Origin of the sequence: Acinetobacter sp. ANC 5600, assembly GCF_002018395.1 — a bacterium.
Taxonomy (GTDB): domain Bacteria; phylum Pseudomonadota; class Gammaproteobacteria; order Pseudomonadales; family Moraxellaceae; genus Acinetobacter; species Acinetobacter amyesii.
Genome location: NZ_MVKW01000009.1, coordinates 70,724 through 89,494, shown reverse-complemented (window position 1 = coordinate 89,494; position 18,771 = coordinate 70,724). Strand labels below are relative to the sequence as shown.

Annotated in this window: 24 protein-coding genes and 1 rRNA gene; 9 read left to right on the top strand and 16 right to left on the bottom strand. The window is 40.0% G+C overall.

Annotated elements, in window-relative coordinates; translation table 11 throughout:
• Positions 1–43: 43 nt before the first annotated feature.
• Positions 44–158 (top strand): 5S ribosomal RNA (gene rrf, locus B1201_RS15300).
• Positions 159–340: 182 nt separating this feature from the next.
• Here rrf and B1201_RS15295 read toward each other — a convergent pair.
• From B1201_RS15295 to B1201_RS15265, 7 genes are all read right to left on the bottom strand, one after another.
• Positions 341–751, bottom strand: a complete 411-nt coding sequence (locus B1201_RS15295) for a roadblock/LC7 domain-containing protein (RefSeq protein ID WP_078194283.1) — start codon at positions 749–751, stop codon at positions 341–343.
• Positions 752–761: 10 nt separating this feature from the next.
• Entirely contained in the window at positions 762–1,307 is a 546-nt protein-coding gene (locus B1201_RS15290) for a GTP-binding protein (protein ID WP_078194282.1), read from the bottom strand.
• 15 nt (positions 1,308–1,322) lie between these two features.
• Complete coding sequence (locus B1201_RS15285) at positions 1,323–2,297, bottom strand: hypothetical protein (RefSeq protein ID WP_078194281.1); 975 nt, start codon at positions 2,295–2,297, stop codon at positions 1,323–1,325.
• 86 nt (positions 2,298–2,383) lie between these two features.
• Positions 2,384–2,743, bottom strand: a complete 360-nt coding sequence (locus B1201_RS15280; RefSeq protein ID WP_078194280.1) for a hypothetical protein — start codon at positions 2,741–2,743, stop codon at positions 2,384–2,386.
• Between the two features lie 426 nt (positions 2,744–3,169).
• Positions 3,170–3,811 carry a hypothetical protein gene (locus B1201_RS15275; RefSeq protein WP_078194279.1) on the bottom strand — a complete coding sequence of 214 codons (642 nt, stop codon included), beginning with the start codon at positions 3,809–3,811 and terminating at the stop codon, positions 3,170–3,172.
• Positions 3,812–3,829: 18 nt separating this feature from the next.
• The gene (locus B1201_RS15270) at positions 3,830–4,258 is read right to left on the bottom strand and encodes a ClpXP protease specificity-enhancing factor (protein WP_078194278.1); all 429 of its coding nucleotides are present in this window, start codon (positions 4,256–4,258) and stop codon (positions 3,830–3,832) included.
• A 27-nt stretch (positions 4,259–4,285) separates the two neighbouring features.
• On the bottom strand, positions 4,286–4,939 hold the full coding sequence (locus tag B1201_RS15265) for a glutathione S-transferase N-terminal domain-containing protein (protein ID WP_078194277.1): 654 nt from the start codon (positions 4,937–4,939) through the stop codon (positions 4,286–4,288).
• Between the two features lie 88 nt (positions 4,940–5,027).
• Between B1201_RS15265 and B1201_RS15260 the strand changes: the two genes are divergently transcribed.
• A complete protein-coding gene (locus tag B1201_RS15260) occupies positions 5,028–5,339 on the top strand; it encodes a hypothetical protein (RefSeq protein WP_078194276.1) in 312 nt (103 codons plus the stop codon).
• 63 nt (positions 5,340–5,402) lie between these two features.
• On the opposite strand, the gene rpsI is transcribed toward B1201_RS15260, so the two are convergent.
• Together rpsI and rplM are read right to left on the bottom strand one after the other, a co-directional pair.
• Positions 5,403–5,789: a 30S ribosomal protein S9 gene (gene rpsI / locus B1201_RS15255; RefSeq protein WP_078190115.1), complete on the bottom strand. Its 387-nt coding sequence runs from the start codon at positions 5,787–5,789 to the stop codon at positions 5,403–5,405.
• 12 nt (positions 5,790–5,801) lie between these two features.
• Positions 5,802–6,230, bottom strand: a complete 429-nt coding sequence (gene rplM / locus B1201_RS15250; RefSeq protein WP_004722943.1) for a 50S ribosomal protein L13 — start codon at positions 6,228–6,230, stop codon at positions 5,802–5,804.
• 191 nt (positions 6,231–6,421) lie between these two features.
• Between rplM and B1201_RS15245 the strand changes: the two genes are divergently transcribed.
• The 5 genes from B1201_RS15245 (at position 6,422) to B1201_RS15225 (ending at position 10,448) form a co-directional block, all read left to right on the top strand.
• On the top strand, positions 6,422–6,802 hold the full coding sequence (locus tag B1201_RS15245; RefSeq protein ID WP_143221714.1) for a hypothetical protein: 381 nt from the start codon (positions 6,422–6,424) through the stop codon (positions 6,800–6,802).
• Between the two features lie 89 nt (positions 6,803–6,891).
• The gene (gene pdxA / locus B1201_RS15240; RefSeq protein ID WP_078194274.1) at positions 6,892–7,875 is read left to right on the top strand and encodes a 4-hydroxythreonine-4-phosphate dehydrogenase PdxA; all 984 of its coding nucleotides are present in this window, start codon (positions 6,892–6,894) and stop codon (positions 7,873–7,875) included.
• Between the two features lie 21 nt (positions 7,876–7,896).
• Positions 7,897–8,754, top strand: a complete 858-nt coding sequence (locus B1201_RS15235) for a pilus assembly protein PilJ (RefSeq protein ID WP_143221713.1) — start codon at positions 7,897–7,899, stop codon at positions 8,752–8,754.
• Positions 8,755–8,784: 30 nt separating this feature from the next.
• On the top strand, positions 8,785–9,597 hold the full coding sequence (gene rsmA, locus B1201_RS15230; RefSeq protein ID WP_078190111.1) for a 16S rRNA (adenine(1518)-N(6)/adenine(1519)-N(6))-dimethyltransferase RsmA: 813 nt from the start codon (positions 8,785–8,787) through the stop codon (positions 9,595–9,597).
• A 5-nt stretch (positions 9,598–9,602) separates the two neighbouring features.
• On the top strand, positions 9,603–10,448 hold the full coding sequence (locus B1201_RS15225; protein ID WP_078194272.1) for a symmetrical bis(5'-nucleosyl)-tetraphosphatase: 846 nt from the start codon (positions 9,603–9,605) through the stop codon (positions 10,446–10,448).
• A 52-nt stretch (positions 10,449–10,500) separates the two neighbouring features.
• Here the strand turns inward: B1201_RS15225 and B1201_RS15220 are convergent, their stop codons facing one another.
• The 6 genes from B1201_RS15220 to hflX all read right to left on the bottom strand — a co-directional run bounded on the left by B1201_RS15220 (position 10,501) and on the right by hflX (position 14,734).
• Positions 10,501–10,947 (bottom strand): DUF2147 domain-containing protein, encoded by a 447-nt coding sequence (locus B1201_RS15220; protein WP_078194271.1) that lies wholly within the window; start codon positions 10,945–10,947, stop codon positions 10,501–10,503.
• Between the two features lie 140 nt (positions 10,948–11,087).
• A complete protein-coding gene (locus B1201_RS15215; RefSeq protein ID WP_078190108.1) occupies positions 11,088–11,537 on the bottom strand; it encodes a DUF2147 domain-containing protein in 450 nt (149 codons plus the stop codon).
• Between the two features lie 60 nt (positions 11,538–11,597).
• Complete coding sequence (locus tag B1201_RS15210) at positions 11,598–12,050, bottom strand: DUF2147 domain-containing protein (RefSeq protein ID WP_078194270.1); 453 nt, start codon at positions 12,048–12,050, stop codon at positions 11,598–11,600.
• Positions 12,051–12,298: 248 nt separating this feature from the next.
• A complete protein-coding gene (locus B1201_RS15205; RefSeq protein ID WP_078190106.1) occupies positions 12,299–12,973 on the bottom strand; it encodes an LrgB family protein in 675 nt (224 codons plus the stop codon).
• Between the two features lie 11 nt (positions 12,974–12,984).
• On the bottom strand, positions 12,985–13,356 hold the full coding sequence (locus B1201_RS15200) for a hypothetical protein (RefSeq protein WP_078194269.1): 372 nt from the start codon (positions 13,354–13,356) through the stop codon (positions 12,985–12,987).
• A gap of 43 nt (positions 13,357–13,399) precedes the next feature.
• Positions 13,400–14,734, bottom strand: coding sequence for a ribosome rescue GTPase HflX (gene hflX, locus B1201_RS15195; protein ID WP_078194268.1), 1,335 nt, complete (start codon positions 14,732–14,734; stop codon positions 13,400–13,402).
• A gap of 410 nt (positions 14,735–15,144) precedes the next feature.
• On the opposite strand from hflX, the gene B1201_RS15190 reads away from it, so the two are divergent.
• Positions 15,145–15,969 (top strand): lysophospholipid acyltransferase family protein, encoded by an 825-nt coding sequence (locus tag B1201_RS15190; RefSeq protein ID WP_078194285.1) that lies wholly within the window; start codon positions 15,145–15,147, stop codon positions 15,967–15,969.
• 44 nt (positions 15,970–16,013) lie between these two features.
• Here the strand turns inward: B1201_RS15190 and B1201_RS15185 are convergent, their stop codons facing one another.
• Positions 16,014–17,633 carry a phospholipase D family protein gene (locus B1201_RS15185; protein WP_228144793.1) on the bottom strand — a complete coding sequence of 540 codons (1,620 nt, stop codon included), beginning with the start codon at positions 17,631–17,633 and terminating at the stop codon, positions 16,014–16,016.
• A 104-nt stretch (positions 17,634–17,737) separates the two neighbouring features.
• On the opposite strand from B1201_RS15185, the gene B1201_RS15180 reads away from it, so the two are divergent.
• A complete protein-coding gene (locus tag B1201_RS15180) occupies positions 17,738–18,748 on the top strand; it encodes a metallophosphoesterase (protein WP_078194266.1) in 1,011 nt (336 codons plus the stop codon).
• Positions 18,749–18,771: the final 23 nt, after the last annotated feature.

Sequence of the window (18,771 nt, the reverse complement as noted above, 5' to 3'; positions counted from 1 at the left end):
CACTGCTCTGAGATTAGACTAAGCAAGTATCCATAACAGTTGTGCTGGCGACAATAGCAAGAGTGAACCACCTGATCCCTTCCCGAACTCAGAAGTGAAACCTCTTAGCGCTGATGGTAGTGTGGGGTTACCCATGTGAGAGTAAGTCATCGCCAGCTCATTATTCGAAACACCCCCTGACTAGTCCAGGGGGTGTTTTTTTATGTGCGGTGAAAAGGGGGAAAAGAAGAATAGAAGAATAGAAGAATAGAATAGGAAAATGAATATGTTGTAAGTGGATAATATATGAATATTTCTCACTCAAATATAAAGTAAGACGTCCTCAATCTTTCTATCAAGGTCATTGATCCGCTGAAATAATTGATTGCGTTGCAGCTTTAAGCATATATAAGACTTGGCCTAATAAAATGTCCTTATCTGTCAATGCCACAATAATCATGGGATGATTTTGTGCAGCAACAGATGCAAGTATCGCTTTTCCATTTTCGGCATCTAAGGTTATATTTTGACAACCGACCAAATGAATTTCTTTGATAAATGCTGACACCATTGCCAGGATAGAGCTGCTAACCGCTGCTAACTTGCTATTGTTATATTGCCCACGTTTGTAAACACTCGTTAGCTCAAATCCATCTGTTGAACACACCATAATGAAATGAACCCCGCGTGCATTGTTAATAATATTATTTATTTGTTCACGGGCATGTTGTATTAACTCATTCGAAGCGGTGCGTTTTGTGACATTAAACATGTTTTGCTCCTTATGCAGTAATATAGTGATTTACTTCGATTGAGGTAATTAAAGCTTCAAGAAGCAGTAAAACGTCAGATTTTTTGCGACAGTCGATAAAGAATAGGGGCGAATATAAGTCCTGACTAATTAGCCAATCCTTATAGATAGCGGTATTTGTCGAACTGGTGATTTCATCTGTATGGGTAATTCCAATGGCTATGTTATCTGTATAGTTTTGGAAGGTTTCTAAGTAGCTTTCGAGTTCACTTAAGGGGTCATTAACATTATGATCAATCAGAATAATCGTCCCGATTGCGCCTTGACAAATCACAGGCCAAATAAAATCAAAACGACTTTGTCCAGGGGTACCATATAAACCTATTTTTAAACCATCTTCTAAGGTCACTTCTCCGTAGTCGATACCTACTGTGGTTTCAAGTTTTTGATGGCTGGTTTGATCTGTATTAAACGCCTCGGTCAGTAAAACTGGGATATCAGAAAGTGAACGGATCGCTTCAGTTTTTCCAGCACCCATAGAACCAGCAAAGACAATTTTATATTGCTGAAGAATCATGTTTGATGTCCTATTCTAAAATCCAAATTTACGCCGTAATTTACTAAAGAAGCTTTGTACAAAGTTCTTTTCTTCTGTTGGTTCATGCGTTTCAAGTGGCGTGTAATGTTTATCCCAAAGATTTATTTTTTTAATATTCAGTGATGCCATATTCGCAGCAATGAACTGCCGAACGGTGCTGAGGGGTATATCATATTGTTCTGCAATGGTTGATATCTTTGCACCCTGGATAAAACATGCAGAAAGTTGAAAAATTTGTTTATGAGATAAATGTTCAGCAGGTTTTGGCCAGCTTAAAATTCGAAAATGACCATCTTCAGGAACTGTTTGGTAAAAATTCGGAGTTTGCCAAAATAGATTCCATATCCAGTCTTGAAGGATGACGGGATGCTTTCGACTTACATGGGTCATATCTTCAATTGATGCGAAATCATATTTAAAACTAGCATCTGTGTGTTGAAGTTGACGCTCGAGGTTGAGCCAAGCTATATTTTGCGCGGTATCGATTACCGCTATTGTGCCTAGATCATCATATAGGTGTAATTTTTGATGATTATCTTCTGCATACATTTTTTTGAAGTAATCATCCTCCAAATTAAAATCGCTAAAGCTCTGGATTTGATCATGTTGAGCATGCTTAATGGATTCGTTAAGGCCATTATGGCTGACGAGATGTTTATCAATCCATTGATAGAGCTCTTGATTATCATCAACGGGAAGGAATAGAGTATTGTTTCTGACGCGCCCTGATTGTTGGTTGTCTTTCGAGATCTTGAGCCAAGGTAAAGCGCGGCGAGTTAATATTTTTTGAATTCCTTCGGTGTCAAAAAAACGCTCATGAATAAATAAGCAATCGAGATTCACATCAGATGCACTTTTCCATTGGATATTAAAGTGCTGTGGAAAAATTGCGTAAAGCTGATGTTTGAGTTGATCTGAATCATGAATACTTAATCCTGCAATGCCGATATTGATATATTGCTTATTCATGGTGTTCCTCGACTAATTTTATTCAAACCTGTAAAACATTTTGGGAATAAAAAACCCTCTTATTGGCATAAGAGGGTTAGGTGAAATTAAGCAAAATCTAAACTTTTTTCATAGGTTTTTAATTCGTGTCGAGCCATGGCTAGGTTTGCTTTGGCACGATCAAGTACTAAATATAAGAATATGGATTCATTATTTTCCAGTGGACGAATCAAGTGATACTGCTTTCCTAAGGTAATTAAAATATCGACAATGTGATCATCTAAATTGAGTGATTGAGCAACACGTCTTTTGGAGCGAACCACTTCAGTATTTCCAGCAGCTGCTAATTCTAAATCAATATCTCCACCGCCTTGTGTCGCCATAGCTAGGCCACTTTCACCGTCTACCAGTGCCGCTGCATAAAAACCGTCGATTGTTGTGAGTGATTCTAATGAAACTTTAGCCATTTTTATGCCCCTCTTTTAGGTTATACATGATTATTATTTGTAGATATTTAGGTAATTAAACTAGCGTTTTTAGCTACATAATTTAATTATAGGAAGCGTAAGTGGCTTTGCAATAAAATTAATTTTTTGTTTTAAAATGATAATATTTTCTAATTATAGTGTTTAGTTTTTGGATTAAAAAATGTGATTTAATTTGCTGTATATATTTTTTTATGTGTTTTCGGACTTCATTTATGATTTAAAATTTACCAAAAATTCAAATGTAATATTTTGTAAATGGTGTAACAAAACCCAATTTTTGCAGAATAAAGCTGACCGATTTACATAAAGAAAACAAAAAGTGATCTAAAGGCGTGTAATTTAGAATATTCGATTTAAAAAAACCTGCTTAAAAAGCAGGTCATTGATTTAGACAAATGAAGCCACTTAAGAAAAAATATTACAAGCTGCAGATGCCAAAATCCATAAAATCACCACTGCAACGATAGGCTCTACAATTTTTGACCAAGTTGGCACTTGTACTTCTGTTGTCACATCTTCTTGAGTATGTTGTTGATTAACCATTTGATTGAACTCCTTCATTGATGCTTCTAATGATATCTCTTCTTGCAGATTTGGTTTAGAACCAAGAAGCTCTGTTAGGTTGTTTGTTGACCAAACCCAATCATCCGCTTGACCAGAAAGGTGTTCAATTTGTCCATTGAGTAATTCTTGAATGCTTTGTGGTGAGTGTGAGCCGGTATCATGAAGTTGCTTTAATTCATTTAATTGTAAATGAAAAATTTCAGTTGTTAGGTGTTCAAGTTCAGAGCGCTCTAATATTGATGCATTCGATGGATTGGTGGTCAGATGGCGTGAAACTTCTTGAATATAGAGTTCATCAGGCTGAGTAATTTCTTGATAAACCTTTTGAGCATTATTGCGGAGCTGATGAATCAATTCACCTAAAGTTAATGCATTAATTTCACGTATATGTTGACGTTTTTCTTCACGATTTAAATGACTTAAAAGCGTAGGCTTTTGAGATTCTATTTGTTCGACAAAATATTGTACTAAATCAAAAGCCATTATTCGCTTCCTTATTCTTTAATCGAGCAACCTTAAACCTGGTTTTTTCTTCGGCTGCTCTTGTTGTTCTTGGTCGTTTGATTTTAAAGCATTTTGATCATTCTGAATACCTTCATATTCTTGAGGATCGAAGAACATGCCTTGACCATTTTCACGTGCATAGATACCTAGAACAGCAGAAAAGGGGATATAGAGGTTTTGCGAAACGCCACCAAAGCGTGCAGAGAAAGTAATCGTCTCATTACTCATATGTAGCGCATGCGTTGCATGAGGTGCGATATTCAGGACAATTTGGCCATCTTGGATATATTGAACTGGCACCATCGTACCATTCTGTGTCGCATCGACAAGTAGGTACGGTGTAAGTTGATTGTCACAAATCCATTCATAAAGTGCCCGTGTTAAGTATGGACGCGTTGGAGTGAGTTGTAGTTCTTGTTCAGACATAATGCTTACTCGAATATTAATGGGAAATTAATTTTTTGCTAAAAGCTCGCTATAGCGATTTTTTTCCTGCAATGTCATCGATTTGATAAATGCAGGACGGCTAAAGATGCGTTGGCAATAGAGAAATATAGGGCGGCATTGCTGTTTGGGAAGCTCAATCCCCATGGCTTTTAGGCGCAGAAATATAGGCGCGAGCATACAGTCTAACATGCTAAATTGTTCAGACATAAAATAAGGATAATGCTGAAACAAGGGGGTTAGTGAAATGAGTGTATCACGTAATTGTTTTTGTGCTTTTTGCTTGGCTTTTTCATCGAGGGTATCGGGATGGCGAAGCATAATATCGGCAAGTCTTAACCAATCTTGTTCGAAGCGCCATACATATTGACGTTGCTCTGCACGAGGCATGGGTGCATCTGCATACAGTTTATTTTGACGATATCGGTCATCCAGATATTCGGCAATAATACTGCTGTTATAGAGTTTTAGGCCATTTTCAATCATCATCGGAAGTTGATTGTAGGGATTTAAACTTGCAAGATCTTCGTCTTCATCATCAGCAATAATTAAATTATGTTTGATTTGCTTCTCTGCAAGTACATAGCGTATCCAGTGTGAGCGAAAGTCATCCGCATGACTGTAAAGCGTAATCCCTTGGAGAGGTGCATTTTCGACTGACATAATCCGAGACGATGAGAAATGAATAAGATAGGATACTAAAATTAGCCAGTAAAATCACGGAGACTTTAGCAATATCAATACAGCTACAGTGAAAATTACAGTTTTGTTTTATTTGATAGCTTTTCATGTCATTCATTTACCTGATTGTCACCGCATGATGACCATTGTACTTGTACAAAAATTATTATTTTTAGCTGCTGTTATTTTTATGGGCATTGGCTTTTATACGGCACTCGCTGGAGGTTATGCCTCTGATTATGGAGCAGAGGATGATAGCCCAGAACAAAAAAGCAAAATGACCATCTCTACAATTACACTAACATTGTCGGTTATATGCTTAATTGCGAGTTTGAGTCTCTTTGTTTATCGGATCGTTATTCTATTTGCATCATCTTCATAAAAAATTAAGACATAAAAAAACCTTGGCATAAGCCAAGGTTTTTTGTCCGATTCGGTAAACGAATTAACGTTTAGAGAATTGAGGACGTTTACGAGCTTTACGTAAACCAAGTTTCTTACGTTCAACTTCACGAGCATCACGAGTAACGAAACCAGCTTGACGAAGAGCAGGTTTAAGAGTTTCGTCAGAAGCGATCAATGCACGAGTAATACCGTGACGGATAGCGCCTGCTTGACCACCGATACCACCACCAGCAACAGTGATGTAAAGGTCATATTTCTCAGTAGCTTCTAAAAGCTCAAGTGGTTGGTTAACAACCATACGAGCAGTTTCACGACCGAAATATTGTTCTAAAGAACGGTTGTTGATTACGAGTTTACCAGTACCAGCTGATAGGAAAACACGTGCAGTTGCGGTCTTACGGCGACCTGTACCATAGTTAGTAGCCATGTGCTGTATCCCTTAGATGTCCAAAACTTGTGGCTGTTGAGCAGTATGTGGATGCTCAGTACCAGCGTACACTTTCATTTTCTTGATCATTGCATAACCAAGAGGACCTTTTGGCAACATGCCTTTTACAGCACGTTCGAAGATTTCTTCTGGTTTGTGAGCAACTAATTTTTCGAAATTAGTTTCACGAATACCACCAGGGAAACCAGTGTGGCGATAATATTTCTTATCAAGTGATTTTTTACCAGTCACTTGAACTTGCTCAGCATTGATAACAACGATGTAGTCACCAGTGTCAACGTGAGGAGTATAAGAAGTTTTGTGCTTACCGCGTAAACGACGAGCGATTTCAGTCGCAAGGCGACCTAAAGTTTTGCCAGAAGCATCAACAACGTACCAGTCGTGTTGAACTTCAGCTGGCTTAGCGCTGAGAGTTTTCATTAAACCACTACCTATTATAGTTGGTTTGGACTATGGAAGCTGTCCAAACAAAAGGAGACGCGATTCTATACGAATACGTGAAGAATCACAAATGAAAATATAAAATTTCAAGCGCTGTATTGTAGTATATTTCTTCAGCAATAAACAGCAGATAATCCAGAAATTATAAAAAAAGCGGATGAAAGTAAATCATGTCGAATTCTAATCTGTTAAAAAACACATCTGAACCCTCATTTTGGCGGCAATGGTTGCAATTAATGGGCTTATGTAGCGCCTTAGTTTTAAGCCCAACTTTTTTGTATTTGGTGTATTTGCACGGGGCGGATGGTGCGATCATCGTTTTGTTAATGATGCTCACTTTATTTTTCCTTAGTTATTTATTGGTTTATCTGTTGATTGGATTATTGCTTGTGGGCGGTATGTCTTTTTGGCTGATAACGAAGTACCCGCAACATGTGTCAGCCGTTCAGCGTGGCATTGTAATTCTTATTGCATTGATTTGGATCATTGGCATTTCAGGTTTTGCTTTCGATTTCATTCCATACAATGTCGCACAACGCGCTTATTTTTGAGTTTTAGTCCGATATTTTTAATCAATAAATTAGGTCTGTCATGTGCATCACACAGTATAATAATGCTATTGCACACACAGGATAGACCCATGCTGCCTTTATATATCACGAGCGGTGAACCCGCAGGTATCGGACCTGATATTTGTTTGAGCTTAGCCAATCGAATAGATGAAAGGCCACTTGTGGTTCTTATTGATAAAGATTTGCTGCTCAAGCGTGCTCAACAGTTAAAGCTCGAAGTTGAACTGATTGACTATGTTGGGCAGGAGGGTTCGGCAGCTCTAGGTCAGCTTTATGTGGAACATGTACCTGTGGCTAAATCTGTCATCGCCGGTCAGTTAGATGTGCACAATGCAGCCTATGTGTTGGAGCAATTACGGCGTTCTGCAGATTATGCGATGTCTGGCAAAAGTGTAGGTGTTGCAACTGCACCTGTGCAAAAGTCGATTATTAATGATGCCGGTATTCATTTCAGTGGACATACGGAGTTTTATCAAGAATTTGCAGGCGTTGATCGTGTCGTGATGATGCTTGCGACCAAAACGCTCCGTGTCGCATTGGCAACAACACATTTACCGCTCCGTGATGTTGCAGATGCCATTACTCAAGAACGTTTGCATCAAGTGATTGATATATTAATTCATGACTTAAAAACCAAATTTAAGAAAGATCACCCACATATTTTGGTGTGCGGTCTTAATCCGCATGCGGGTGAAGACGGCTATTTGGGCATGGAAGAGATTGAAGTGATTAATCCCGTGCTGGAAAGCTATCGTGCTCAGGGAATCAATATGAGCTTGAGTTTACCTGCGGATACCTTATTTACCCCTGAAAATTTAAAAGATGCAGATGCGGTTTTGGCGATGTATCACGATCAGGGCTTGCCTGTGTTAAAGTCGCAGGGCTTTGGCGAAGCCATCAATATCACTTTGGGCTTACCATTTATTCGGACTTCAGTGGATCACGGTACAGCACTGTCACTGGCTGGAACTGGTCTTGCTAAAAGTTCGAGTTTACAGGTGGCGGTTGATTTGGCTTTAGAATTAGCACGTGCGAAAAATAACGAAACTTAATAATAAAGGTTTGAATTTTACATGAATAATAGTAAAAAATTATCAAAAATAAAACAGGAAAATAACAAGATGCTTAGGGCAAAATCGATCATTCGCCCATTTTTTTGGATTGCGTTAGCGTTGATGCTGTCAGCATGCTCAACGCTCGCTACAGATCATCATTCTTGTGAATTAAAAGTATTATCGCTGCAAATTCCAAAACAGACGGAAGGATTTATACGTTTTGCATCACCGGCTGCCGTGGATGGCTTTAAACATAATCAGCAAAAATTTAATCAAGCGCTGACTGCGGTGCATAAAAAATATGCGAATCGTGGCGGTGCTGATAAAATGCTTCAAGATGGACAGGCAATCAATGCTAATATTGATCTGCTTGTACAGCATCAAAATAGCCTGAGTGCGCTATATGAATATCAACTTCTTGTAAGTGAAACCATTCCAAGTATTCAAGCTGAATATAACATTCTGGCTGATATGATGGCTAGAGCAAACAATTCAGCTATTCAAGCAATGATTGCCAAAAATCAAGTCTATATTGCGGGACGAATGTTGAGTTCTTTGCTGAAGTTAACTGATGTGAATTCTATTCATCCAGACGATTTAGATGACTTTTTAGCAGATTTTGAAACTTTCAATATTTATTTGAAGGCTCAACTGAATGGTAATCCCGAACTGGGTGTAGAGCGCGTAAACAATGCTGAAATGCGTGAAAGTTTGCTCTCCATTCAGGCTGAAACTGAAGAAATGATGAAATCTGAAACAATGGCTTTGTTGCAACAAAGAGAGCCATTGCTCAGTGTAATTAAAGCGGCTCGGGATAATGTGACCAAGTCCGAAGAAATTTTTGCTCGCTTGAGTGAATTTGAATCAAGTCAGTAATCGTTGTAATAAACCTATGCGGAGAATTTTATGTATCAAATTAATGCCCTAAACCCAAAAGATGAAGGGCATCACACGCGTAAGCGGTTTGGACAGAATTTCTTACATGATCAACGTGTTATTGCCAAAATTGTACGTTCGGTAAATCCGCGTACTGGTGACAATATTGTCGAAATTGGTCCCGGTCTTGCTGCGCTTACATCGCCTTTAATTGGTGAATGTGATGCTCTAACTGTGGTTGAGCTGGACCGTGACTTAGCTGCAGGTTTGCCGGGCCGTGTGCCGCATCCTGAGCGCTTAACCATTGTTGAAACCGACGCGCTGAAATATGACTTTACCGAGCTGTTTGCCGAAGGCCGTCCTCTGCGCGTGGTTGGCAACTTGCCGTATAACATCTCGACACCGCTGCTGTTTCATCTCTTGGAGTTTGGCGACAAAGTCAAAGACATGCACTTCATGTTGCAAAAAGAAGTCGTGGACCGTATTACCGCTTCACCGAATACTAAAGAATATGGTCGTTTATCGGTGATGATTCAATACTTCTGCAAACCGACGTTTTTATTTGAAGTTCCGCCGGGTTCGTTTAATCCGCCGCCAAAAGTCACCTCTGCGGTATTCCGTTTAGAGCCTTATGCCGTTAAACCGATTGTGGCGAAAGATGAAAAAGCGCTTGCGCGTTTGGTTTCACATGTCTTTACTCAGCGCCGCAAGACCTTGCGTAACAGCTTAAAAGGCATGTTGGTTGAAGATGGTTTTGAAAATGCAGGGGTTGATCCAATGGCGCGTCCTGAAACCCTAACACTTGCAGAATTTGTCGCATTAGCAGATCAAATGGTGGCTTAATAATTATGACTCGCAATATTCGCTATAACTATGTCATTGGTGATGTTCAAGGCTGTTTTGAAGCATTAAAAGCTTTACTGAAAGAGATCAAGTTTGATGCAGACCAAGATTTTATATGGTTTGCCGGTGATCTCGTCGCACGGGGTGAAAACTCGGTAGGCGCTTTGCGGTTCATCAAAAAATTAGTGGATAGTGAAGTTGCGGCGACGGTACTGGGCAATCATGATCTGACTTTGCTGGCATGCGCTCGTGGTATTAAGGATATCAATCCTAAAGACAATATCGATGATGTGATTCACGCTTTAGAAAGTGATGATTTGATCGATTGGTTGCGCAAGCAGCCGCTGTGTCTATTTCCGAATGAGCAAACCATTTTGACCCATGCAGGCATTCCTTTGAATTGGACTGCGCAGCAAACCGCAGACTTGGCAAAAGAGGTGGAAGCGGTGATTGGTCATGACGACTTTGATGTGGTTGATGCGTTTCTTCAAGTGATGTACGGTAAAGAGCCGAACCTATGGACGGATGATTTGTCTGGTCATGCGCGCTTACGCTGTATTACCAACTATTTGACCCGCATGCGCTTAACCGATGCAGAAGGCCGTTTAGAGTTTAGTTTTAAAGATTCACTCGATGACCCTATGCCGAAGGGTTTTAAGCCATGGTTTGAGTTTGAGTCACAAGCAGCTCAGACCCATCAAATTCTTTTTGGTCATTGGGCTGCTTTACAAGGAAAAAGCATTTCAGCAAAAATCCAAAATGTGGATGGCGGATGTGTCTGGGGCAATCAGTTGATGGCCTATCGTTTAGAAGATCAGCACATGTTTGCTGTCGATAATCCTGTAATGTAAGTATTTAAAAATAAAAAAGCCGCATTGATGCGGCTTTTTATTGGTGTGAGGATTAGTCTAAACGAATCCAAGTTTGGTTACGACCTAAGACTGAAACGCCAATACTTGCACGGATCGAAATACGTTTTCCTGTGCTGTTTAAGCGCACTTTAGCATCATAAACTTTGCCAGAAAGAGGGTCGATAATACGACCTTTTTCATAATTATTTGTATTATTAATTTGCTTTAAACCTTTAACAATTTCCATGCCGAGAATCGGTTGGTTGGTATAAGGTGCAGGGCACTTATTGCAGTTTTTTTGCGGTGTATAGCCCGGGCGTGGCGTAATTTTAATAATTTTACCGGTATAGGTATTATTGGATTCTTTGTGAATCGAAATAATCGCTTTGGCCGCTCCTGTTTTATCGTCAATTTGTTGCCACGTGCCAGCAATGTCATTTGCAAATGCACCATTCATCAATCCGAATGTGCAAAGGCTGAATAATATTTTTTTAAACATAATCGCTTTTCCCCTAGAAGCGTGATTTATGAGCACGTATGTTAGAAAGTTTACGAGAATAGTCAACTTTATTTTTAAAATAATTTGAATATCTTAGGCATAAAAAAACCGCCATGTTGGCGGTTTTTATAACACTGAGCTTATTCTTGGCGAATCCAAGTTTGACTACGACCGAGTGCTGAAACACCCATATAGCCACGCAGCGTGAGACGTTTTCCGCTGGCATTTAAGCGAACTTTTGTGTCGTAAATTTTGCCAGAAAGTGGGTCAATAATACGGCCTTTGTCGTAATTATTGGTCCCTTCAACATGTTTTAAACCAGTTAACACATCAAGGCCTAAAATCGGTTTGTTTTTATAAGGTGCAGGGCAGTTTACACAGGTGTCACGTGGCGTATAGCCCGGACGCGGCGTCACTTTGATGATTTTACCCACGAATGTTCCATTACTTTCTTTACGGATTTCAATAATGGCTTTTTGTGAACCTGTTTTATCATCAATTTGTTGCCAAGTCCCTGAAAGGTCTTGAGCAAAAGCTGAACCACTCATTACAGCAGCTAAGAATAAGAGGCTCACTTTTAATTTTTTCATCAGATATTCCCTGTAGGTGGTTCACCTATATCAAATCAATTTACTGAATAAATTTAAAATTTATTCAACGCGAATCCATGTCTGTGTACGACCAATCGCGGAAATCCCCAGATATCCACGTAAATGTAAGCGCTTACCATTGGCAGAAATTTTGCCTTTTAAGCTGTAAATTTTGCCTGCTAAAGGATCAATAATTTTTCCTTGAGAGTAGGTATTTTCACTTTCAAGTTTCAGCCCCTTAAATACATCCATCCCTAAAATAGGCTGGTTGGTATAAGGTGCAGGGCAATTCACACATTTTTCCTTTGGTGTATAACCCGGACGTGGCGTCACTTTCACAATTTTGCCGGTATAGGTGTCTTTGGCATCTTTTCGAATTTCGATCAGTGCTTTAGGCGAACCAGTTTTATCGTCAATTTGTTGCCAAGTCCCTGTAAGATCTTGAGCATAGAGTGCGGAGCTTGTAACTACAGCACCGAATAATACAGCCCATTTCAAACTTTTTTCGATCATATTAATAATCCTTTATCAATACACTTTGTGAGGGTTTATTGATCATACTAGGTAATATTTGAACTTAGAGCAACTACTCTAAGCGTAAATATTTACATTTTATTCGGGAAAGTTGACATGTTGCACAAAAGTGCCTTTACCAAAAATGTAACATCCACAGCACATCGTTCAATGTGTTGTGGTGTACCATTGAATTTATATTAAGTTTATTTTTTATACAAAACAATCATTTAAAAGTGATTGCTCAGTCACATATTTTGTAGATAGAGTATGAAAGTTGGCAACCAGATTGCTGTGAATACTGCATTTACCGCCATGCCAAATGCCGCATAGCGCCCAGCAATGCTGCCGCGCTGCCAAGCTTGAGCTGTGCCAATCGCATGTGCAGCAAGTCCTAAGGCGAGTCCTGATGCACGTTCATCATGAATATTTTTGAGTATGATGGGTGAAAATGCTGCGCCAATCACCCCTGATAAAATCACAATCAAAATCACCAAAGGAATCGGGGAATGCAGCAGCGTCGCAATGTTGATGGCAATTGGGGTGGTCACTGCCCGTGTAGCAAAAGCCATAATGGTTGGATCTGACAAATGCAGCAAATAAGCCAGCCCCATAGGGAGGGCAACCGCACTGATACTGGCAAAGACTAAAATCCCGCCCACGGCTTTTAATGGCAAGTCATCGTAGCGCATCGCTGCTAAAGGAATGGCCAAGGCCACTGTGACATAGCCGAGTAAGTTATTGAACAGTGGATTCACCTGTGCCATATAACTTTCATAGGAAATGCCAAAAAGATAGAGCATACCAATGACGAAAAACATCCCAATCACAATCACGGGGATTTGCGGTAATTTTTTATTAATGGGTTTTGCGACAAGATAGGCGATCAGGGTAATGATGAATCCAGAGATGATTGAAAGCATGTTGATTCTCCTTATAGCCATTTCTTAGACATTTTTGCGTAGACCCATAGCGGTATGAGGGTGCTGACAAAGAGAACAATCAAAAACATTGGAATTTCATCACCTAAATGCATCATCATCAGCAATGAGCCTGCACTAATGGGTAAGAAGGCAAAGGCACTTTCTTTCATGATTTTATTATTGGTATCGACCAAACTGGCTGGAATTTTGTTGAATTTTCTCCAAAATGAAAGCACGATCAAGAGGGCAATCAAACCGACTAGATTGCCTAATTCTGGGTGATTGAATTGCTTCATGACCCAGACCGCACCTTCACGGAAAATAATAATTAATGCAATAGTGCCTATCCAGGCTTTCCAGTCGATGCGCTTGATCCAGTCCATTTTTGTCTTTCGTTAAAATTATACTAATCAAGTTTTAACCGATTTAGTCTTTAATTTCAAATTCTTCAAGTGGACGTTGAAATTGTTGCGCACACGTTCCCAATATTTCTTCGATAGGTAAATGCGCCTGTTTAATCAGTTGTTCTAATTTATGTGGGGCGATGATGATATGCAAAATTAAGTTGCCTTGTTCATCATAACTTTCATTTTGGATTACATTGAGCGCATACAGCTGTGTTCTTAATTTGCCATAAGCCGGTTTTAGACGGACTTCAAAGCTTTGAATCTGTCCCATTAAGCATTCTTGAACCGCTTGGCGTAATAAGGGAAGACCTTTACCACTATGTGCTGAGACATAAACACGTTCCGGCTGATGTGGCTTGCCATAGATGATTTTAGGATCTTCGCAACTGACATCAATTTTGTTATAAACGCGAAGAATCGGAACATCGACACCAATTTCTTTCAGTACTTTTTCGACAGCCTCGATTTGTTCCATCATGTCCGGACTGCTGGAGTCAATGACATGTAACAATAAGGTCGCCTCCAACGTTTCTTCTAAGGTGGCTTTAAACGACTCGACCAGTGAGTGCGATAAATTACGCACAAAACCTACAGTATCTGCGAGAACTAAGTTGCCGATACCATCCCAATGTAGACGGCGTAAAGTTGGGTCAAGTGTCGCAAAAAGTTGGTCTGCTGCATAGACATCACTTTTTGCTAAATTATTAAATAAGGTCGATTTACCAGCATTGGTATAACCCACCAATGACACGGTTGGAACAGCAGCTTTTTGACGTGCCACACGACCTTGCATACGTGTTTGGCGGACTTTCTCAAGTTTCGCTTTGAGTTGTCCCATACGGAGCTTGAGTAGCCGACGGTCAGTTTCCAGCAGCGTTTCACCCGGTCCACGTAGGCCGATCCCACCTTTTTGGCTATCGAGATCGCCACGACTACGAATCAGCCGTGAAGCCATATGTTGTAATTGGGCCAATTCAACTTGCAACTTACCTTCATAGGTACGTGCGCGTTGGGCAAAAATATCTAAAATTAATTCTGTACGATCGACCACACGACAACGCATGATGCGTTCAAGATTACGTGCTTGGGCAGGGGTGAGAGCATGGTCAAAGATGACCAATTCGGCTTCATATTCTGCGACTACTTCTGCAATTTCTTCAGCTTTCCCTGAGCCGATAAATAATTTGGCATCAGGCTTAATACGCTGAGCATGCACATGTTGCAGAATATTGGCACCTGCAGATTGAGCAAGTAAGTGGAATTCTTCGGCATCAAGGTCTGCAAGCATTTGTACTGCCACACTGACTAAAATTACGCGTTCACCGCTCGCTTGATGTTGATTTAAATTTTCCACTCAGCACACACTCCTGTTTAAAGATTCATTTTAGGCGAAAATGCAGTGCGAGGGTTAATCTAAGTGAGGGATTAATGGCTAAGTTCTGTATGTAGTGCTATTCAATTAGAGAAAGCTTCGAAAGCTCAGCGCCAATAAGAAAAGCACACTCACATATATCAATGAAAAACAAGCAATGGCTTTTAACGCTTGCCATGAAGAAATAGGGGGATTGTCTGAATATGAATGATTCATAATTTTAACCTTTAAAACCGATATAAAAATAATATTTGATTTTTAAAAACGATTAAAATGGGAAAATATTATCTTCGACTTCGGTTTTTATGATCAATGCAAAAAAACTGTCTTCGGTATATGATGATGAAAATTTACGCCAAATTGTGGCACCGTGTCCTTTTAGTGAACCGTTTATGAATCAACCTCAAATCGTCAATACACCGCAAATTAATGTGTTTTCAAAAATTTATTTGTATTGTAAAAAAGTCGGTGCAGCAGCTGTTGCCGTGACGCAGGGTTTTTATTTGGTTTATCGTCATCAATTGTATAAAGACCCGAATAATCCGCAAAATACCCGCTATGTGCAGTATTTTTGTCGCAAGTTATGCAAAGTATTTAATCTTGAAGTCAAAGTGCATGGCGAAATTCCACGTCAACCAGCCCTTTGGGTAAGTAATCATATTTCATGGTTAGATGTGGCAGTTTTGGGTTCTGGCGCACGTGTTTTCTTTTTGGCGAAAGCTGAAATTGAAAAATGGCCAGTGCTGGGTAAATTGGCGAAAGGCGGTGGCACCTTATTTATTAAGCGTGGCTCTGGCGACTCGATTAAAATTAAAGAACAAATTACGGGCTTCTTAAAACAAGATACGCCGGTACTCTTTTTCCCAGAAGCCACCACTTCAGATGGCAGCAAAATTAAAAAAATTCATGGTCGTATTTTAGGTGCGGCAATTGAAGCCGAACGTCCAGTCCAAATTTGCTTAATTTGCTATGTGAATCAGGACGGTGAACTCGATAATATTGCGCCCTATGTCGGAGACATTAGCTTTGATCGACATGTCAAAAATGTCTTAGAAATGCCGAAAGTCACAGCGCATCTCATGACATTGCCCGCAATTGATTCGGCAGGTCATACTGTTGACAGTCTGACACAAGAAGTGCAGCAAAAAATGAATCAGGGATTAGCAGAGCTTCAAGCTAAAGTTCTTAAAGCGCCAGTTCCAGTTGAAGCTAAATAATTTAATGATACAGGCTGCAAGGGGATGCCTTTGCAGCATAATCCTTACATAAAGCCTTCGAGCGGCAACCAAGAGATAAATTTCACCCCTGCTTTTTGCCACCACTTGATTTTCGGTTCACGTGGATAAATACGCGTTTGACCATTTGACAGCTTAATTTTCCAATTGATCTGTTGGTCTGCATTGAGCACTAACTTATAGGCATATTTACTTAAATTTTCATCCATGGTGTAGTGGACGGCTTTGGCTAAGCGTGGGCTATTCAGTAATACCCCAATTTCAGTATTTAAATATGCTGAACGTGGATCAAAGTTAAATGAGCCGATAAAGACTTGTTTTTCATCAATTGCCATCAGTTTGGCATGCAGGCTTGAACGGCTTAAACCTTTTAGACTAACTTTAGATTTTTCCGCCAACTCTTTGGTATTGGTGTTGAGGTTTTCTGCATCAGGTCTAGAGAGAAACTCATAGAGTTGAACGTCGTGTTCCAAGAGGTCTTGACGATATTTGCTATAAAAAGCATGAACCAATGGTACGTCATTGGCCTGGAATGAGTTGGTCAAGACTCTGACTTTTACGCCATCTGCACGAAGGTTTTTTAGGCGTTCAGCCCCTTTTTTTTCTGGGACAAAGTAGGCTGAAACGATATCGACACTTTGTTCCGGTTTATCTAAACGGTTGAGGAGCTGAAAGTTAAGGTGCTCTTCTTTTTTGGCTTTAGATTTGATTTTGCTCGGGGAATCTTTGACTACTTCGGCTTTGACCCAGTCAAATTGGATTTTATTGTTGAGCCAGTCATCAAAGGCATGTGAACGGTTAGCTAAGTCCAAATAATTGACCACAGTGGCTTCTTGGTTATAGTCATCGAGTTGTTGTTTGAGACTGTCGAAGCGCAAACTATAGTGGCGTGGATTGACCAATTGACGTACTGGAAAGGCATAATCATCATTCCAATATTCGTCAAAAGAATGGATGATTTCATCGGATGCCGCACCGACCAGCATGACGTCAACATCGGAAAATTGATAATTATCACTGACGTTATAGTATTGGTTACTCATATTGCGACCACCAATCAATGCGATTTGATTGTCTGCAATAAAGCTTTTGTTGTGCATACGGCGGTTGATACGTTTTAGATCCAGCACCATATCGACAGGGCGGAAATGTCGGAAGCGGTATGGGTTATACAGTTTGACATCAATATTGGCATGCTGGTCGAGTGCCATATAAATGCCTTCCATTTTTTTTGCATTGTTGTCATCGACCAATAAACGAATTTTCACCCCACGATCTGCAGCTTTGATCATGGCATGTAGGGCCAAAGCACCAATTTTGTCGTTATCCCAAATATAGTATTGTAGATCTAAACTTTTTTCGGCCTTATTGATTAGCTCGATTCGAGCCGCTAAGGCTTCTAATGGGTCATACAGAACGTGGTAACCAGTTAAATTTGGATTTTGTTCACGTAGCGGCAGCACAATTTTCGCAAGGCTAGTATCGTCAGTGGGAGTATTAAAGGCATATTCCACAGGTTGAGTTTGCTGTTTAGGCAAGGTACTACATGCAGATAAAGTCAAAACAAGGCTACAACTCAGCAAAACCGCCTTAGTGTGGTTGTGTATGAAGGGCAAATTTTGCTGTTTCGGTGTAGCTGAGTTCATACTGTTAGACATACTAAAAAATTTGATTTGAGTATAAGTGTCAGCTGTGAAAAGATAAATATAGTGACCGAGTTTTCTCGTTAGGCAAATTGTAGAGCAAATGTATGTGGGAATTAGATTCCGTAGTGATGTATTTTTATATCGGGTTGGCTGTGCTGGGCGTTTGGGCAATTTCTCAAGCTTGGTTAAGTCAGTCGCGCACGGAAACGATTCATCCGTTTAAAGCTTTCGTACATTTGTTGGCATTCTATCTTTCGTATTTACTTATCCCTTTATTCTTCTTTAGCTTTTATGCAGGCTGGAGTGGCTATTATTCACTACATGAAGCGATTTTTGTCGGTGCTGTTACGGGGCTTTTGTGCTATGCCCGATTTATCGAGCCGCACATGATTCAGGTGAAAAAATGTCAATATCAATTGCATGAAACACGACAGTTATTAAAGCCTGTACGCATTGCCTTAATTGGTGATTTACATATTGGTTTATTTTCGGGTCATGAACGTCAGTTAAAAATGATCGTCGATAAAATCAATGCGCAAAATCCTGATTTGGTCGTGGTTGCAGGCGATTGGACTTACGAGCCAGAAAATAAGTTAGCTGAAGAGCTGGCCGTACTAAAAAAAATTATTGCTCCGATTTATTCGGTGAATGGTAATCATGATGAGCAATATCCCGGTCCGCCTATTCAAGCGCTGTTAAAACATGCATTAGAAAGTAACAATGTGGTGGATATCGAAGGGCAAGTGGTGGAGTTTAATGAGTTTCGTTTATTAGGCGTTGGGGACTTATGGGCTGGTAAAGCCGATATGCGCTATTTGCCAGAATTGCCACAGGATAAGCCTTGGATCATTTTGTCGCATAATCCAGATACCGTCGATATGGTGCCTAAACTGCCAGGACGACCATTGATGTTGTCGGGTCATACACATGGTGGACAAGTGGAATTGCCATGGTTGACCGATTATGTAATGAAAAAAGTGTCGATTTTAGGCCATAAAAAAGGGCTATATCAGCATGACAATGCAGATGTCTTTGTCACTGTTGGTACGGGCATGGTTGGGGTACCTTTCCGTTTTCTTGTACCACCGACCATTGATATTATCGAGTTGGTTTAATCAAAAACTACCGTTCATTATCG

Coding starts and splice junctions, on each gene's coding strand:
- B1201_RS15200 (WP_078194269.1), bottom strand. CDS start 13,356: ATGGACTGGATCAAGCGCATCGACTGGAAAGCCTGGATAGGCACTATT.
- B1201_RS15295 (WP_078194283.1), bottom strand. CDS start 751: ATGTTTAATGTCACAAAACGCACCGCTTCGAATGAGTTAATACAACAT.
- B1201_RS15245 (WP_143221714.1), top strand. CDS start 6,422: ATGTCGAATTCTAATCTGTTAAAAAACACATCTGAACCCTCATTTTGG.
- B1201_RS15220 (WP_078194271.1), bottom strand. CDS start 10,947: ATGTTTAAAAAAATATTATTCAGCCTTTGCACATTCGGATTGATGAAT.
- B1201_RS15280 (WP_078194280.1), bottom strand. CDS start 2,743: ATGGCTAAAGTTTCATTAGAATCACTCACAACAATCGACGGTTTTTAT.
- B1201_RS15270 (WP_078194278.1), bottom strand. CDS start 4,258: ATGTCTGAACAAGAACTACAACTCACTCCAACGCGTCCATACTTAACA.
- pdxA (WP_078194274.1), top strand. CDS start 6,892: ATGCTGCCTTTATATATCACGAGCGGTGAACCCGCAGGTATCGGACCT.
- B1201_RS15265 (WP_078194277.1), bottom strand. CDS start 4,939: ATGTCAGTCGAAAATGCACCTCTCCAAGGGATTACGCTTTACAGTCAT.
- B1201_RS15290 (WP_078194282.1), bottom strand. CDS start 1,307: ATGATTCTTCAGCAATATAAAATTGTCTTTGCTGGTTCTATGGGTGCT.
- B1201_RS15190 (WP_078194285.1), top strand. CDS start 15,145: ATGAATCAACCTCAAATCGTCAATACACCGCAAATTAATGTGTTTTCA.
- rpsI (WP_078190115.1), bottom strand. CDS start 5,789: ATGGCTACTAACTATGGTACAGGTCGCCGTAAGACCGCAACTGCACGT.
- rplM (WP_004722943.1), bottom strand. CDS start 6,230: ATGAAAACTCTCAGCGCTAAGCCAGCTGAAGTTCAACACGACTGGTAC.
- B1201_RS15185 (WP_228144793.1), bottom strand. CDS start 17,633: ATGAACTCAGCTACACCGAAACAGCAAAATTTGCCCTTCATACACAAC.
- rsmA (WP_078190111.1), top strand. CDS start 8,785: ATGTATCAAATTAATGCCCTAAACCCAAAAGATGAAGGGCATCACACG.
- B1201_RS15225 (WP_078194272.1), top strand. CDS start 9,603: ATGACTCGCAATATTCGCTATAACTATGTCATTGGTGATGTTCAAGGC.
- B1201_RS15275 (WP_078194279.1), bottom strand. CDS start 3,811: ATGGCTTTTGATTTAGTACAATATTTTGTCGAACAAATAGAATCTCAA.
- B1201_RS15235 (WP_143221713.1), top strand. CDS start 7,897: ATGAATAATAGTAAAAAATTATCAAAAATAAAACAGGAAAATAACAAG.
- B1201_RS15205 (WP_078190106.1), bottom strand. CDS start 12,973: ATGCTTTCAATCATCTCTGGATTCATCATTACCCTGATCGCCTATCTT.
- B1201_RS15180 (WP_078194266.1), top strand. CDS start 17,738: ATGTGGGAATTAGATTCCGTAGTGATGTATTTTTATATCGGGTTGGCT.
- B1201_RS15210 (WP_078194270.1), bottom strand. CDS start 12,050: ATGATCGAAAAAAGTTTGAAATGGGCTGTATTATTCGGTGCTGTAGTT.
- B1201_RS15215 (WP_078190108.1), bottom strand. CDS start 11,537: ATGAAAAAATTAAAAGTGAGCCTCTTATTCTTAGCTGCTGTAATGAGT.
- B1201_RS15285 (WP_078194281.1), bottom strand. CDS start 2,297: ATGAATAAGCAATATATCAATATCGGCATTGCAGGATTAAGTATTCAT.